Here is a 16,180-nt window from a genome sequence, read left to right on the forward strand (position 1 = left end):
GTCCCCATCGCGGAACACTGCACCACTGCTTCCGGTGCGGGATACTGCAGGACAGACGTCAGAAACACTCGGGGGAGAAATCATGGTCCACGCCCAGGCGCCGAACATCGGCCCCAGCAACCCACCATCGCGCGCACCGAAACGTCCCACCTGGCACTGGCTGCTGATCGGAGGCGTCGCCCTGGCCGGCCTTCTGGTCGTGGCCATCTTCGCTGCCTTCATCGGATGGAAGATCCTCGACCGGGGCAACCCGCAGGAGACCATCGACGACTTCTATGCCTCGCTGCAGGGCGCCGATTGCGACCTGTTCATGGAATCCACCACGGACGACTTCCAGGGCTACACGGGCCTGACCTCCTGCTCGGTCTTCGACGAGAACATCGCCGGGATCTCGGGAGTGGACTATGAGGTCACCGACCGCATCAACCGCCAGGGGTACGCGATCTTCGAGGTCACCGAGACGTACACGGCGGACGGCCAGTCGGAATCCGCAGACCTGCGCTACTACGTGCGCCGCATCGACGGCCAGTGGGATCTCGACGTCATCGAGCTGGTGGATCCGGAATCCGAGTCCATCACCTGAGCCGTCGACCCACATCGTCGCGCGGGATCGTCAGTCTGGACAGCTCAGTATGGACAGCCACGCAGGCAGGGCTGTCAGGCAGAACCATGCGCCTGCCGATGGGAACGGCAGCGCGCCTGGTAGGACTCGGTGCCGCCGACCTGCTCGGCCGTGGCCTGCAGCGCATCCCCTCCGCCGGCGCGCAGCCTGACGTGGAAGGACGCATCGGCCCCGCACACGGTGCACACCGCCGTCAGCTTCACGACCTCCTCCGCCTGGGCCATCAAGCTCGGGACCGGCTCGAAGGGGCCACCGTCGTAGGTGACGCAGAGCCCAGCGACCTCGACCTGTATCCCCGCCCTGAGCAGCTGCTCGATCACCGGCACGATCCCCGGGCCGAAGAACTGGGCCTCGTCGATCGCGACCATGTCCGGCAGATCCCCGGCGAGGACGTCGAGCAGATCAGCTGCGTCCGAGAGCATCCGCGCCGAGACGGTGCGACCGATGTGCGTGCTGAGCCGATCGGGCCCGCCGCGATCATCGAGGCGATGGCCGACCACCTCGACCCGCAGGCCGGCGAGCCGGGCCCGGTGGACCCGCCGCAGCAGCTCCTCGGTCTTGCCGGCGAACATCGGGCCGGCGATCACGTGCAGTCGACCTGCCGCCATGGGACGCATGCGATCAGCCTACGCGGGGGCATCCCGCAGCGCTGCTCGCCCGGCAGTACTGTGCACGGATGAGCACTCGGCGCCCCTCTCCCCTGGCGGGCCGGAAGCCCACCCGTGATGACCTCGCCGCTTTCGCGACGTCCGATCCGCACGCCATGGACGATGTTCTGCCCGATACCGCCCACGGGCAGGTGCTGCGACTGCTGATCGTGGGCATCAATCCCGGCCTGTGGACCGCTGCGGTCAATGCCCCCTTCGCTCGCCCGGGCAACCGGTTCTGGCCCTCGCTCCACCGCGCCGGACTCACCTCACGGCTGGTCGACGCCTCACGCGGCTTCGCACTCGAGGACGAGCAGGACCTGTGCGATCGCGGCATCGGCATCACGAACCTGATCGGGCGGGCCACCGCCCGGGCGGACGAGCTCTCGCGCGCCGAGCTGCACGAGGCCGCCGGCGTGCTGACGCGACGCGTCACGGAGCTGCGCCCGTCGGCCGTCGCCATCTCCGGGATCACTGCATTCCGGACCGCCTTCGCCCAGCCCAAGGCGACCTTCGGGCTGCAGGTTCCGTCGCTCCTCGCGGCGTGGCCCCCGGAGGTGGCGCTGTGGGTCGTGCCGCAACCGAGCGGGCTCAATGCCCACGCGACCATCCCCTCCCTGGCGGAGAACTGGCGAGAGGTCGCGCGCAGTGCCGGCGTCACCGTGACGCACAGTTCCTGACGGCCGCGCGAGGCGCTCCGAGCGCGCCCGATGCGCAACTGGGCAGATTCACTCCGGCCCCCACCGGCCTGGCGGTGTCCAGCCTCCGGCGCCGACTTGCGAGCACCCCCACCGCGCTCTACTTTGGTGAGGCAATCCTAAGTAGGGAGTCGAAGACTCCACGGCGGTCCTCCCGATCGGCACGCACGCGTGTGCTCAGGATCGGACCCTCCCAGCCATCACCTCGTCATCGCCCTCCGCGCCCGCTCTCGCCCTGGCACGTACCCCGAAAGGCCCCTCCATGACCCTCATCTCCCGTCGCGCTCTCGCCGGCTCCGCCGCGGTGCTCGCCGCCGCCCTCGCCGGCTGCTCCTCGAGCGACTCGCCCGACGCCGGCGGCTCCTCCGACGCCGGTGGCGAGAGCGGTGCGGCCACCATCGAGCACGCTTTCGGGACCACCACCATCCCGGCCACGATCGACGTCGTCACCACCGTCGCCTGGGCCAACCACGAGGTGCCGCTGGCCCTCGGGGTGGTCCCCGCCGGCATGGCCGCCGCCACCTTCGGCGATGACGACACCGACGGGCTGCTCCCCTGGGTGACGGAGAAGCTCGAGGAGCTGGGCGCCGAGACACCGGTGCTGTTCGACGAGTCCGATGGCATCGACTTCGAGGGTGTGGCCGACACGGCCCCAGATGTCATCCTCGCCGCCTACTCCGGCCTCACGCAGGAGGAGTACGACACCCTCACCGACATCGCACCGACCATTCCGTTCCCCGAGACCGCCTGGGGCACGAGCTGGCGCGACATGATCACCACGAACGCCACCGGGATGGGCATGGCCCCCGAGGGCGAGGCACTGATCACCGAGCTCGAGTCCGAGATCGAGGAGGCCGTGGCCGCGCATCCCGCGATCGCCGGCAAGAACGTCATGTTCCTGACCCACGTGGACACCACGGACCTGTCCGAGGTCAGCTTCTACACCGCCCACGACACCCGGACCATGTTCTTCGAGGACCTCGGCATGACGATCGCCCCGAGCATCGTCGCCGCCTCCGAGGACACCGCCGAGTTCTCCGCGACCGTGAGCGCCGAGCAGGCCGACACCTTCCACGACGTCGAGATCATCGTGACCTACGGCGACGACTCCCTGCTCGAGGCCCTCAAGGCGGATCCGCTGCTCTCGCAGATGCCGGCCGTCCAGCACGACGCCGTGGTGAACCTGCCCGGCGACAGCCCCCTGGGCACGGCGGCCAACCCCACGCCGCTGGCCATCCCGTACATCCTCGAGGACTACCTGGTGGAGCTGGAGCGCGCAGCCTCGGCCTCCGCCTGACCCCTGCCCCGAATGCTCCCTGACTCCATGACTCCTCCTGCGACCCTCACCACCGGAAGGACCGCCGCGACCCTGCGGCGGTCCTCCCGAGTGCGCGCCCTCTGGTTGCTGGTGACCCTGGCGGTTCTCACCGTGCTCATCGGGCTGTCGGTGACCATCGGGTCCCGCGACGTCGACCTCGAGGACGTCCTCGCCGCGATCAGCGGCTCGACAGACGGCTTCGGCCCGGCGGCCGTGGCCAAGCGCATCCCCCGCACCCTGCTCGCGGTCGCAGCGGGAGCCGCCCTCGGGATCTCCGGAGCGGTCATGCAGGGCGTGACCCGCAACCCGCTCGCGGACCCCGGGATCCTCGGCATCAACACCGGGGCCTCGCTGGCGGTGGTGGTCGGCATCGCGCACTTCGGGCTCACCGCCGCCTCGAGCTACATCTGGGTGGCGATCGTGGGGGCCGCCGCGACCGCCGTGCTCGTGTACGTGCTCGGATCCCTCGGCCAGGGCGGCGCCTCCCCGCTCAAGCTCGCCCTCGCCGGGGCCGCGACGGGTGCGGCCCTGACCTCGTTCATCAGCGCCGTGGTGCTGCCGCGCTCGGACATCGGCGACAGCGTGCGCTCCTGGCAGATCGGCGGCGTGGGCGGCGGCACCTACGCCTCGCTGCAGCAGGTCGCCCCGTTCCTCGCGGTCTCGATCCTGTGCTCGCGCGGCCTGAACACCCTGGCCCTCGGTGACGAACTGGCCGCGGGCCTCGGCGAGCGCGTCGCGGTCACCCGCGCCCTGGCCGCCCTCGGAGCAGTCGTGCTGTGCGGAGCGGCGACCGCGGTGACAGGCCCGATCGCCTTCGTCGGTCTCGTCGTCCCGCACGCGTGCCGCCTGCTGATCGGGGTGGACCACCGCTGGCTGCTGCCCTTCAGCGCGGTCGTCGGCGCGGCGCTGCTCACGGCGGCCGACGTGCTCGGTCGAGTCGTCGCGCGCCCCTCCGAGCTCGACGTCGGCATCATCACGGCCCTCATCGGCGCCCCGTTCTTCATCGCCATCGTGCGCCGTCAGAAGCTGGCGAGCCTGTGAGCGCCCCGACCCGCCGCGGCGGGCACGGTCCCGCGCCGGCCGAGGCCCCGGCACCGTCCGATGTCCCGCACCCCGGCACGGCCTCGTCGGGGACGCTGGAGCGCGTGGCCGCGGCCCGCCGACGCCGAAGCAGCCGCGCCCGCCTCACGATCGGCGTGCTCGCGCTCCTGATCATCTCCGTGTTCTGCACGTCCCTCATGGTCGGGCGCACCTTCTACCCTCCCGAGGACGTGCTGCGCGTGATCCTCGGGCAGGAGGTCCGGGGCGCCAGCTTCACCGTGGGCCGGCTGCGACTCCCGCGTGCCGTGCTCGCGGTGCTCGCCGGAGCCTGCTTCGGGCTGGGTGGAGTCACCTTCCAGACCATGCTCCGCAATCCCCTGGCCAGCCCCGACATCATCGGCATCTCGTCGGGGGCGAGCGCCGCTGCGGCCTTCGGCATCGTCGTTCTCGGACTGTCCGGCCCCGCCGTGTCCCTGCTCGCGATCGTCGCCGGCCTCGGGGTCTCGGTCCTGATCTACCTGCTGTCCTCTCGAGGCGGGGTCGGCGGAACCCGATTGATCCTGGTGGGCATCGGGATCGCAGCGATGCTGCAGAGCCTCATCGACTGGGTGCTCAACCAGGCCGGGCAATGGGATCTGCAGGAGGCGCTGCGCTGGCTCACCGGCAGCCTCAACAACACGTCCTGGAACCAGGTCCTGCCCGTCCTGGGCGCACTGGTGGTGCTCGCCCCACTGCTCCTGTCCCGTTCCCAGGAACTGCGCGCCACCCAGCTCGGGGACGACACCGCCCAGGCGCTCGGGGTGCGGGTGGACCGCACGCGCCTGATCGTCGTGGTCACCGCCGTCGGCCTCATTTCCTTCGCGACAGCCGCCTGCGGCCCGATCGCGTTCGTGGCCTTCCTGTCGGGCCCGATCGCCGTCCGGATCATCGGCCCGGGCTCCTCGCCGCTGATCCCGTCCGCGATGGTCGGGGCGCTGCTGGTGCTGGTCGCCGATCTGGTGGGCCAGTACGCCACCGGCACTCGCTATCCCGTCGGCGTCGTCACCGGCGTGCTCGGCGCCCCGTACCTGATCTACCTCATCATCCGCGTGAACCATCGAAGGAGCTCCCTGTGACCACCGACCACACCCTCCTCATCCAGGACCTGACCCTCGGCTACGGCGATCGCACCGTGATCGACGGTCTGGACCTCTCCGTGCTGCCGGGAAAGGTCACCGCGATCGTCGGCGCCAACGCCTCCGGCAAGTCGACACTGCTGCGTTCCATGTCGCGCCTGCTGACCCCGCAGAAGGGCAGAGTGCTGCTGGACGGCGAGCAGGTGCACCGCATGCCCGCCAAGCACCTAGCCCGCACCCTCGGTCTGCTCCCTCAGTCCCCGATCACGCCCGAAGGGATCGCGGTCGCCGATCTCGTCGGGCGCGGGCGCCACCCCCACCAGGGGATCTTCACTCGCTGGAGCACGGCCGACGACGAGGCCGTCGCCGCCGCCCTGGACACCACCCGCACGGCGGAGCTCGCCGATCGACCCGTCGACGAGCTCTCCGGCGGTCAGCGTCAGCGAGTATGGATCGCCATGGCGCTGGCCCAGGACACGGACCTGCTGCTGCTCGATGAACCGACCACCTTCCTCGACGTCAGCCATCAGATCGAAGTGCTGGACCTGCTCACCGACCTCAATCGGTCCCGCGGGATCACCGTGGTCATGGTGCTGCACGACCTCAATCTCGCGGCCCGCTACTGCGACCAGCTGGTCATGATCGCCGACGGCACCGTCCACGCGAGCGGCACCCCCGCCGAAGTGCTCACCGAGGACAGCGTGCACGAGGTGTTCGGCCTGACCAACCGGATCATCACCGACCCGGTCTCCGGGTTGCCGCTCATGCTCCCGATCGGTCGCCACCACGTGCGGGCGGCAGAGCCGACGGCGACGTCCGGCGTCTGACCCACTGCCCGCGGCTCCACCATGTCGTGGTGCTGTCCGCAGCTGCACCGGGGCTCCGCCCCATTGCCCTGGGGTCTACCCTGCAAGGAGAGCTTTTCACTAACCCAAGGAATGACGATGCCCGCCTCTCCCTCCACCGCGGCACCCGCGGTGCACGTCCTGCACGACAACCCGGAGTGGATCCCCCCGTTCCGCCGCGCCTTCGAGGCCGAGGGCGTGCCGCTGGTGGAGTGGCCTCTCGGCACGGGCACGCTCGATCTGGACTCGGAACCGCCGCGCGGCGTGATCTGGTCACGTCTCAGCGCCTCCTCTCACACCCGGAACGCTCCGCTCGCGAAAGATGCCGCCCGGTCGATCACCGCCTGGGCGAGCGCCTGGGGCCGGCGCGTGGTCAACGGTCAGCATGTCGTTGACCTCGAGGTCAGCAAGGTCGTCCAGCACGCGGCACTGCGACGAGCCGGCTTCGATGTGCCCCGCACCCTCGCAGTGTTCGGCCGTGACGGCTTGCTCGAGGCGGCCCGGGGATTTTCAGCCCCCTTCATCACCAAGCACAACCAGGGCGGCAAGGGCCTCGGCGTGCGCCGCTTCGACGACCACGAGTCCTTCGCCGCCTACGTCCGTGGGGACGACTTCGAGGACGCGGCAGACGGCATCACCCTGCTGCAGGAGCTGCTGGTCGCCGACGAGCCGGCCATCACCCGCGCCGAGTTCGTGGGGGGCGAGTTCGTGTACGCGGTGCGCGTCGACACCTCCCAGGGCGGTTTCGAGCTGTGCCCGGCCGAGGCCTGCGCTCTCCCCAGCGGGGACGCCGAGCCCGAGCCGATGTTCCGGATCCGCCCCGAGGTGACGAGCGGGGACTCGCTGATCCGCGGGTATCAGGCGCTACTCGCGGACCTCGGCATCGAGATCGCCGGGATCGAATACATGACGACAGTCGATGGGCGCACGGTCAGCTACGACATCAACACCAACACCAACTACAACCCCGCGGTCGAGGACGACCTCGAGGTGTCGGCCGCGCGCCGCATAGCTCGCCACCTGGGCGGCCTGCTGCACGAGGAGCGGGCCAAGTCGGTCCGAGCCCGGTCGGCCTGAGCCCGGTCGGCGGGCTCCGCACTCCGGGACGAGCCAGTCCCGCTCTCACCTTGCGGTGGACCCCTCCGCGTGGAAAGGTGAGACGACCCACGCGGTGCAATGAGGCCGAGCTGGGAGCTCGGTCCCCCGCACGTCGAGCACGCAGGAGGTCATTCGTGAAACTGCCCTGGCTGAAGTCGGCCCTCGAAACACCCGGTCCGATCACGTCGGTCCATCTCGATACCACTCGGACCGATCCCCACGCCGCCGCTGAGCTGGAGGCACGATGGGCGCGGAGGCGTTCCGACCTCACGGCCGCCGGCACTCCCGGTGACCTGCTGGATCAGATCGAGGAGTCGGTGCTGAGTCCATCCGCGATCGGAGGCAGGCACGGTCGGACCCTTCTGGCGACCGACACGGAGATCCTCATGGACCGCGTGCTGCCCGTGCCACCGCTGCAGGAGTCCGCGCAGCGAGGCGAACACCCGCAGTTGCTGCCGCTGCTGCAGCTGACGCCCTTCGCGGTCAGCCAGCTGCTGATCATCGTCGATCGTGCCGGTGCGGACCTGCACCTGCGCGCCCCGGAGAACCCGTCGATCGCGCACGGCGCGAACGACCTGGGCGAGGACGCGAGCATCGACGGCGGTCACGACGAGCTGCACAAGGCCCATGCCGGGGGCGGCACCCCGCACGGGTGGCGGGGCAGCAATTTCGAGGCCCGCGTCGAGGACTCCTGGGAGCGCAATGCCGACGCCGTCGCCTCGACGGTGGAGCGACTGCTGCGCGAGCACTCCCCCGACATGCTGCTGCTCAGCGGCGATGTGCGTGCCATGGGCCTGCTCAAGGACGCCCTGGGCCGCGAGAGCCGCGACCGTGTGATCGAGGTTTCCGGTGGTGCCCGCGGTGTCGCCTTCGACCACGGTCCGTTCCGGGATGAGCTGGTCCGTACGGCCGAGGAGTTCGTCGCGGCCCGCCAATGCGATCTCGCGGCGCGGTTCCGCGAGAGCCAGGCGCGCGACGGCGCTTCGGTCGGAGGCTCCGCCGAGGTCGCACAGGCCCTGGACCGCGGGCAGGTCGAGGAGCTGGTGTTCGTCACCGGGCATGCGCCGTCGACCATCGAGGCCCTGCTGCGCCAGGCGCTGCTGACCGATGCTGCCGTCTCCGCGCTGCAGGAGGACGCCGAGGGCATTCCCGAAGGCGTCGGTGCGCTGCTGCGCTGGCGGGATGAGACCACGCCGTCCAACAGCATCGGCAGCATGACAGGAGACGCCCGCCGCGAGTGATCCCCGGACGTCGATCAGCGGCGCGGAGCACGTCTACGCGGAGGTGGTCTGCGCCGCTGAGCAGGGCCTGCGTCGCAGGACCGCAGGACCAGACGGTCCGTCCCCTCGACAGACGAGCCGCCTCCTCCCACGATGGGAGGTGCAGGTTCCACAGGCGGACTGCGACGACGTCATCGAAAGAGGTGAGGCATCATGCCTGACGCATGGAGTGACAAGCGTGAACGCCAGTACGAGCATGTCAAGGACAGTGCGAAGGAGCAGGGTCGGTCGGAGGACGAGGCCGAGGAGATCGCCGCCCGCACCGTCAACAAGACCCGCGCCCAGGAGGGCGAGTCGGAAGAGGCGAGCAGAACCTCCATCCAGGACAAGTCCTCCTCGGAGCGCGGGGGCGAACGGTCGCACTCCGGCCCCCAGGGCCGTACCAAGGACCAGCTCTACGAGGACGCCAAGCGCGAGGGTGTCGAAGGGCGCTCGAGCATGGACAAGGACGAGTTGAAGGACGCGGTCGAGGACCGCTGATGCCGGATGAGCAGCGGGGCCGCCCCTCTGCTCAGCTCTGATCTCAGCTCTGATCGCGTCGCTGCCCTGGGCACGAGCGCCCTGCGGCGGTCGTCACGCGGCGGCCACGGGCCCTCTCAGATCAGCGGCCAGGGCAGCCGCATCCCCGTCGGATCCCCCGGCAGCTCTCCGACCGCGGCCAGCCAGCGGGCCCTCCCCCGCAGGGCGCGCACCTCGACAGGATGCAGCAGCTCGGTGATCTCGTCGGGCACCTCGTCGATCACCGTCCAGAGGACCTCGAGAGTCTCGTCCCCGAGAGCATCCCCGGCGAAGTCCCAGATCACGGTGCGGAGCTTGAGCTCCTCCGCGAAGCTCAGCCCATGGTCGATCGCCCAGAGCCGGCCGTCATGACCGTGCAGCACGTGCCCCGCTTTTCGGTCCGCATTGTTGGCCAGGACGTCGAAGACGGCCAGGCGTCGCAACCACGACAGCACGTCCCCGGGGGGCCCGGATGCCGGGGGGCCCGCACTCCCGTGCGCCCGCTGGAGGCCCTCCTCGGCAGGCTCCTGCTCGTCGACGGGATCAGCATCGAAGGAGTCTGCACGGCCGGATGCGCCGTCGACGTCACCTGCGAACAAGGAGAGATCGGTGGGGTCTCCGAACGCCTCGAGGACCACGGGCGTCGCTCGTCGTCCCGGGCCGCCGGCCCGTGCGGCCCTCAGGTATGCGGTGAAGTAGTTCTCGGTGGGGTCGTGGTGCTCGAACAGCTGCAGCGAGCCGATCCCGAGCGGCCCGTCCTCGCGGATGATCGTGGGCGGGACCAGGTCCCACCCGAGGTGGCGGGCGAGCACGTGGGCGGCGCGCTCACGACGGAACAGTCCGGGCGGGAAGTCGTGCAGCGGCCTCTCCCCCAGCTCGGGTTTGTAGACCGCATGCACCTGGTTCCGCGGGGCGAGGTCCGCGAACGATCCGGACCCGTCCTCGTCAGCCTCCTCGGCCCGGTCGTCCACGTCGGCCTCGGGCGCGGACCCGCCGAGTCGCACCAGGAACGTCTCGTTGCTGGAGCCGACGATCTGGCCGACGAGCTCGATCGAGGCAGACTCCAGCGCCCGGACGGACTCCTCCCGCGCGGGCGGGAGCATCGGTGCGGGCCCGTGCATCGGGATCAGTGCGCCGTGAGGTCGGCGAGGGAACGGGTGCTCGAGTTCATGAGCAGCACCACCGGGTCGCCGACGCTCGGGTAGTGGATCGCGGAGACCGATGCCGGGGAGATGGAGAGCCGCTGCATGGAGTCCAGACCGCTCCCCAGGGCATGGGCGAGCAGGCTGCGGATCGGATCGGCGTGGGAGAAGCAGGCGACGGTGCCGCCGGGGTGCTCGGTACGCAGTCGCTCCACCAGGGTCACCATGCGTTCCTGCATCGCGGTGAAGCTCTCTCCGCCGGGGAAGGTGAACTGCGAGGGCGAGGACTGCACGGTGCGCCACTCGGGCAGCCGAGCGAGGTCCGCGAGCGTCCTGCCCGTCCACTCGCCGACGTCGCACTCCAGCAGCAGCTCGTCGCGCTGCACGGCCAGACCGGTGCGTTCCGCAGTGGGCGTCGCGGTTTCGAGCGCACGCTCCAGCGGGGAGCTGAGCAGGGCGTCCAGCGGAGCGGACACGTGGCGCTCCAGTAGCCTCACCGCGACCTGCTGCGCCTGCTCATGGCCGCTGTCGGCCAGGTGCAGCCCGGCCGCGCGACCCGGCAGCAGGGTGCCGGTGGTGGAGGTGGCGCCGTGGCGCACCAGCAGCACCAGGGTCCCGGTGGCGGAGGATCCGGCAGGGGTCGCGTGCGCAGTGTGCTCGTTCATCGATCACAGGGTAAGCACCCCTGCCGCTTTCGTGCCTCAGGAGTCTACGGTGGGGGTGTGAGCGAGACCCCGGAGATCACCACCCTCGGCGAGCTGCGCGCCGCCGGATACACCAGCCGAAGCCTGCGGGAGGAGATGCGGGAGAACCTGCTCGCGGCCCTGGCCGCGGGGCGTTCGCCCTGGCCCGGCATGCACGGCTTCGAGCAGACCGTCATCCCGCAGCTCGAACGCGCGATCATCGCCGGCCACGACGTGGTCCTGCTCGGTGAGCGCGGGCAGGGCAAGACCCGTCTCCTGCGCACCCTGGTGGGACTGCTCGACGAATGGACGCCGGCCGTGGCCGGATCCGAGCTGCACGAGGACCCCCTGGCACCGGTCACCGACGCCGTCCGGGCGCGCCTCGAGGTCGAGGGCGACGGCCTGCCCATCCAGTGGCTGCACCGGTCGGACCGGTACGTCGAGAAGCTCTCCACGCCGGATACCTCGGTGGCCGACATGATCGGGGACGTCGATCCGATGCGAGTCGCGGAAGGACGACGACTCGGAGACCCCGAGACCATCCACTACGGGCTGGTGCCTCGCGCCAACCGCGGCATCGTGGCCCTGAACGAGCTCCCCGACCTCGCCGAGCGCATCCAGGTGGCACTGCTGAACGTCATGGAGGAGCGGGACGTGCAGATCCGCGGCTATGTGCTGCGCCTGCCGCTGGACGTACTGGTCGTGGCCTCCGCCAACCCCGAGGACTACACCAACCGCGGGCGCATCATCACCCCGCTGAAGGACCGCTTCGGCGCCGAGATCCGCACCCACTACCCCCTCGAGATCGCCGACGAGATCGCGGTGATCCGCCAGGAGGCCCAGCTCACCGCCACCGTGCCCGACGTACTGCTGGAGATCCTGGCACGCTTCACCCGAAACCTGCGCGACTCCGCCGCGGTCAACCAGTCCTCCGGCGTCTCGGCCCGCTTCGCGATCGCCGCCGCGGAGACCGTCGCAGCGGCGGCTCTGCACCGCGCGACCGTGCGCGGCGACGAGGCGGTGGCGCGCCCGGTGGACCTGGAGACCGCGCTCGACGTCCTCGGCGGCAAGGTCGAGTTCGAGTCCGGCGAGGAGGGACGCGAGCTCGAGATCCTCGAGCACCTCCTGCGCACCGCGACCGCCGAGGCCGTGCGTGCGCATTTCCGCGACATCGACCTCGGCCCGCTGGTCGGTGCCTTCGACGGAGCCCGGACCGTCACCACGGGCGACAAGGTCACGGCCGAGGACTTCCTGGGGTCCCTGCCGGAGCTGACCTCTCCCGACGGGTACGACGAGATCGCCCAGCGGCTGGACGCGACGAGCCCCGGCGAGCGGGCCGGAGCGATCGAGCTCGCCCTCGAGGGACTGTTCCTGGTGCGCCGGCTGTCCAAGGAGAGCGGCGCCGGGGAGACCGTCTACGGCTGAGGCCGAGCCCGTCAGCCTGCCCACCGACCTGACCGTGCGACCGCGAGGAGGGCGTGATGCCCCGACCACGACGACGAACCCGCTACGGGCGCTTCACCGGAGGTCCTGACCCGCTGGCACCGCCCGTCGACCTCGCCGAGGCGCTCGATGCCGTCTCCGAGGGCGTCATGGACGGCTACTCGCCCGAGAGTGCGCTGCGGGAGTTCCTGCGCCGGGGCGGTCGCGATCGCGAAGGGCTGGACGAGCTCGCCGGGCGTGTCCAGCAGCGGCGGCGGAACCTCCTGGACCGCCACCGCCTCGACGGCACCTTGCAGGAAGTCCGTCGGCTCCTGGACCAGGCGGTCCTTGCCGAGCGCGGGCAGCTGGCACGGGACACCACCATGGATCCCACCGACCGCACGCTGCGCGAGATGACCATCGAGAACCTGCCGGGCTCGACCTCGGCCGCAGTCACCGAGCTCGCCGGCTACGACTGGGCCTCCTCCGAGGGCCGCGAGACCTACCGGAAGATCCAGGAGCTGCTGGGCTCCGAGATGCTCGAGCAGCGCTTCGCCGGGATGAAGCAGGCACTCGAGGGCGCGACCGACGCCGACCGCGAAGCCATCACCGAGATGCTCCGCGACCTCGGCGACCTGCTCGAGAAGCACGCGCGCGGCGAGGACACCCCCGAGGACTTCACCGACTTCATGCATCGGCACGGGGATGCGTTCCCCGAGGACCCGCAGGACATCGACGAACTGATCGACGTGCTCGCGCAGCGCTCCGCCGCGGCCCAGCGGATGCTGCGCTCCATGACCCCTCGGCAGCGCGAGGAGCTGATGGCCCTGTCCGGCCAGGCCTTCGGCTCCCCCGAGCTCCTGCAGCAGCTCGCGCGGATGGACGGTGCCCTGCAGGCCCTGCGACCCGGGGAGGACTGGGCCGGTTCGGAGTCCTTCGACGGCGATCAGGGGCTCGGACTCGGTGAGGGCGCCGGCGTGATGCAGGAACTCGCCGACCTCGACAACCTCGCCGAGCAGCTCGCGCAGTCCTACGCCGGCTCCGACCTGTCCGATCTCGACATCGACACCCTCGCCCGGCACCTCGGCCAGGACGCCGCAGTCTCGGCCCGCACCCTCCAGTCGCTCGAACAGGCGATGAATGAGTCCGGTTACCTGCGTCGCGGGGCGGACGGCGACCTGCGGCTGTCCCCCGGGGCGACTCGGAAGCTGGGCGCCTCACTGCTGCGCGACGCGGCCGGACGGCTGTCCTCCCGCACCGGTGCCCGCGACACCCGCCAGGCCGGTGCGGCCGGGGAGCAGACCGGCGCGACCCGCCCGTGGCAGTTCGGAGACGCGGAGCCGTGGGACATCGGCCGTTCCCTCACCAACGCGATCACCCGCACCGCCTCTGCTGGAGGCGACCCGGCCACCGGTGTGCGGCTCGAGGTCGAGGACATCGAGGTGCGTGAGACCGAGGCCCGCACGCAGGCCGCCGTCGCCCTCCTCGTGGACACCTCCTTCTCCATGGCGATGGAGGGCCGGTGGGTCCCGATGAAACGCACGGCCCTTGCCCTGCAGCACCTGGTCAGCACTCGGTTCCGGGGAGACGACCTGCAGATCGTGTCCTTCGGCCGCTACGCCCGCACCCAGGAGATCGGTGAGCTGCTCGCCCTCGAGGCCGTGCATGAGCAGGGCACCAACCTGCACCACGCCCTGATGCTCGCCGGTCAGTTCTTCCGCAAGCACCCCGGGATGCAGCCGGTGCTGCTCGTGGTCACCGACGGCGAGCCGACCGCGCAGCTGCTGCCCGGCGGCGAGTCCTGGTTCTCCTACCCGCCCGAGCCCGAGACGATCGCCGCGACGGTCGCCGAGCTGGACCGACTGGGCCGGGCGGGGACCAGCACCACGTTCTTCCGACTCGGTGACGACCCGGGGCTCACCCGCTTCCTGGACGCCATGGCACGTCGCGTCGGCGGGAGCGTCGTCGCCCCGGACCCGGACGATCTCGGAGCGGCCGTGGTCGACGAGTTCCTCCACGCCCGCTGGGAGGCAGGACCCGACGACCTGCTCTGATGCCCTCGTCGTGGACGGCGCACGCGGCAGCGCGGCGTCCGCACAACACTCCCGACGCACTCCCGACGCACTCCCCCGCACTGCGTCGGGCGGAGGAACGCAGCGGGACGTGAGAACCCTTGCATCCTGTGTCGGACATGCAGGGTCGCTCGCTAGAGTCTGTCCTGGCAACGGGGGAGTATCCGCCACGCTGCACACGTCATCACGGGGACCGCCTGAGGTCCCCCGGGTGCAGCGGCCCGTCGAGCGATTCGACGGGGGGAGAGACCCGGGTCGACGACGCGACCCTGGAAAGCAGAACCATGACCGTTTCTCCCCTCCTCTGGATCCTCACGATCGTGTTGATCCTGGGGCTCCTGGCCTTCGACTACTTCTTCCACGTGCGCAAGGCGCACATCCCCACGCTGCGCGAAGCCGCTATCTGGTCGGCGATCTACGTGGGCATCGCCGTGCTGTTCGGCGTCGGCGTGCTGATCCTCGGCGGCCCCGACATGGGCACCGAGTACTTCGCCGGGTACGTGACCGAGAAGGCGCTCTCGATCGACAATCTCTTCGTGTTCCTCGTGATCATCGGCGCCTTCGCCGTGCCTCGCGAGGACCAGCAGAAGGTGCTGCTGTTCGGCATCACCTTCGCGATCATCGCCCGCTCGGGCATGATCGCGATCGGTGCCGTGGCGATCGATCGCTTCTCCTTCGTCTTCTACCTCTTCGGGGCGATCCTCCTGTACACCGCCGGGAAGATGCTGCTCGACGAGGTGCGCGGGGGCGGGCATGACGACGAGGAGCAGAAGGACAGCCTCTTCGTCCGCCTCGTGAAGCTGGTGCTGCCGGCGAGTGACGAGTACGACGGCGACAAGCTGTTCACGATCGAGAACGGCAAGCGCGTCCTCACCCCGATGCTGCTGGTCATGATCGCAATCGGCGGCACCGACCTGCTGTTCGCCCTGGACTCGATCCCGGCGATCTTCGGCCTCACCCAGAACACCTTCATCGTGTTCACCGCGACGGCCTTCTCCCTGCTGGGCCTGCGCCAGCTGTACTTCCTCATCGACGGACTGCTCGACCGCCTGGTCTACCTCTCCTACGGCCTGTCGATCATCCTCGGCTTCATCGGGGTGAAGCTGGTGCTGCACGCCCTGCACTCCAACGAGCTGTCCTTCCTCAACGGCGGCGAGGCCTTCGACGTTCCCGAGATCTCCACCGCCCTGTCGCTCAGCGTCATCATCGGTGTCCTGCTTATCACCGTCCTGTGGTCGCTGCTGTCCCCGAGGGGACGGGCCCAGGCAGCCGTCAACAACGCGCACCGCGAGGCCGTCGCCTATCTGGAGATGACCTACGCGAGCTTCGAGGCCCGGCGTGAGGCGATGTACGACACGATGATCGAGCACGAGAAGATCGTCGACGGCCTGCCCGCGAAGTTCGAGGACCTGGTGATCTCCGAGAAGAACGTGCGCGAACTGCTCGCGGACACGCACACGGTCCATGAGCGGCGCCTGAGCTTCAACCAGCTCGGCGAGCGTTCCGACGAGCAGCCCGAGGGTCTCGTCGTCACCCGCGCCGATGGCACTGTCGCGACCGACCCCAACGGCAACGTCATCACTGTCGCCGAGGAAGAGGCCACCCTCGCCATGAAGGAGGCCAAGCACCGCGAGCGCGAGGAAGCCCGCGCCGCGTATATGGCCTGACTCCTCCTTCCCCTCGCAGTCGGCGCTCCTCG

Annotated in this window: 15 protein-coding genes; 12 read left to right on the plus strand and 3 right to left on the minus strand. The window is 70.2% G+C overall.

The genetic code is table 11. The features are described 5' to 3' along the window. Positions 1–82 precede the first annotated feature (82 nt). Complete coding sequence (locus INT51_RS00325; RefSeq protein ID WP_193103206.1) at positions 83–583, plus strand: hypothetical protein; 501 nt, start codon at positions 83–85, stop codon at positions 581–583. A gap of 74 nt (positions 584–657) precedes the next feature. Here INT51_RS00325 and INT51_RS00330 read toward each other — a convergent pair whose 3' ends face one another. Continuing rightward, positions 658–1,239, minus strand: coding sequence for a thymidine kinase (locus INT51_RS00330; RefSeq protein WP_193103207.1), 582 nt, complete (start codon positions 1,237–1,239; stop codon positions 658–660). Positions 1,240–1,298: 59 nt separating this feature from the next. Between INT51_RS00330 and INT51_RS00335 the strand changes: the two genes are divergently transcribed. The 8 genes from INT51_RS00335 (at position 1,299) to INT51_RS00370 (ending at position 9,144) form a co-directional block, all read left to right on the plus strand. Next, positions 1,299–1,949, plus strand: a complete 651-nt coding sequence (locus tag INT51_RS00335; RefSeq protein WP_193103208.1) for a mismatch-specific DNA-glycosylase — start codon at positions 1,299–1,301, stop codon at positions 1,947–1,949. A gap of 280 nt (positions 1,950–2,229) precedes the next feature. Further along, positions 2,230–3,264, plus strand: a complete 1,035-nt coding sequence (locus tag INT51_RS00340) for an iron-siderophore ABC transporter substrate-binding protein (RefSeq protein WP_193103209.1) — start codon at positions 2,230–2,232, stop codon at positions 3,262–3,264. Between the two features lie 27 nt (positions 3,265–3,291). Beyond that, the gene (locus INT51_RS00345; RefSeq protein ID WP_193103210.1) at positions 3,292–4,326 is read left to right on the plus strand and encodes an iron ABC transporter permease; all 1,035 of its coding nucleotides are present in this window, start codon (positions 3,292–3,294) and stop codon (positions 4,324–4,326) included. 95 nt (positions 4,327–4,421) lie between these two features. Beyond that, positions 4,422–5,441, plus strand: a complete 1,020-nt coding sequence (locus INT51_RS00350) for an iron chelate uptake ABC transporter family permease subunit (protein WP_226831831.1) — start codon at positions 4,422–4,424, stop codon at positions 5,439–5,441. Beyond that, positions 5,438–6,268, plus strand: coding sequence for an ABC transporter ATP-binding protein (locus INT51_RS00355; protein WP_193103212.1), 831 nt, complete (start codon positions 5,438–5,440; stop codon positions 6,266–6,268). The genes INT51_RS00350 and INT51_RS00355 overlap by 4 nt, the downstream gene beginning before the upstream one ends. A 117-nt stretch (positions 6,269–6,385) precedes the next feature. Beyond that, positions 6,386–7,363: a RimK family alpha-L-glutamate ligase gene (locus tag INT51_RS00360; RefSeq protein ID WP_193103213.1), complete on the plus strand. Its 978-nt coding sequence runs from the start codon at positions 6,386–6,388 to the stop codon at positions 7,361–7,363. 155 nt (positions 7,364–7,518) lie between these two features. After that, entirely contained in the window at positions 7,519–8,625 is a 1,107-nt protein-coding gene (locus tag INT51_RS00365) for a Vms1/Ankzf1 family peptidyl-tRNA hydrolase (protein WP_193103214.1), read from the plus strand. 192 nt (positions 8,626–8,817) lie between these two features. Continuing rightward, a complete protein-coding gene (locus INT51_RS00370; protein WP_193103215.1) occupies positions 8,818–9,144 on the plus strand; it encodes a plasmid stabilization protein in 327 nt (108 codons plus the stop codon). 116 nt (positions 9,145–9,260) lie between these two features. Here the strand turns inward: INT51_RS00370 and INT51_RS00375 are convergent, their stop codons facing one another. Continuing rightward, a complete protein-coding gene (locus INT51_RS00375) occupies positions 9,261–10,283 on the minus strand; it encodes a hypothetical protein (protein ID WP_193103216.1) in 1,023 nt (340 codons plus the stop codon). A gap of 5 nt (positions 10,284–10,288) precedes the next feature. Next, positions 10,289–10,969 (minus strand): histidine phosphatase family protein, encoded by a 681-nt coding sequence (locus INT51_RS00380; RefSeq protein WP_193103217.1) that lies wholly within the window; start codon positions 10,967–10,969, stop codon positions 10,289–10,291. 57 nt (positions 10,970–11,026) lie between these two features. Here INT51_RS00380 and INT51_RS00385 point away from each other — a divergent pair, with 57 nt between their 5' ends. The 3 genes from INT51_RS00385 (at position 11,027) to INT51_RS00395 (ending at position 16,148) form a co-directional block, all read left to right on the plus strand. Next, positions 11,027–12,412 (plus strand): sigma 54-interacting transcriptional regulator, encoded by a 1,386-nt coding sequence (locus INT51_RS00385; protein ID WP_193103218.1) that lies wholly within the window; start codon positions 11,027–11,029, stop codon positions 12,410–12,412. A gap of 56 nt (positions 12,413–12,468) precedes the next feature. Then, positions 12,469–14,463: a VWA domain-containing protein gene (locus INT51_RS00390; protein ID WP_193103219.1), complete on the plus strand. Its 1,995-nt coding sequence runs from the start codon at positions 12,469–12,471 to the stop codon at positions 14,461–14,463. A 302-nt stretch (positions 14,464–14,765) separates the two neighbouring features. Further along, a complete protein-coding gene (locus INT51_RS00395) occupies positions 14,766–16,148 on the plus strand; it encodes a TerC family protein (protein WP_193103220.1) in 1,383 nt (460 codons plus the stop codon). Positions 16,149–16,180 lie beyond the last annotated feature (32 nt).

The sequence above is a fragment of the Brachybacterium sp. FME24 genome, assembly GCF_014897705.1.
GTDB lineage: Bacteria > Actinomycetota > Actinomycetes > Actinomycetales > Dermabacteraceae > Brachybacterium.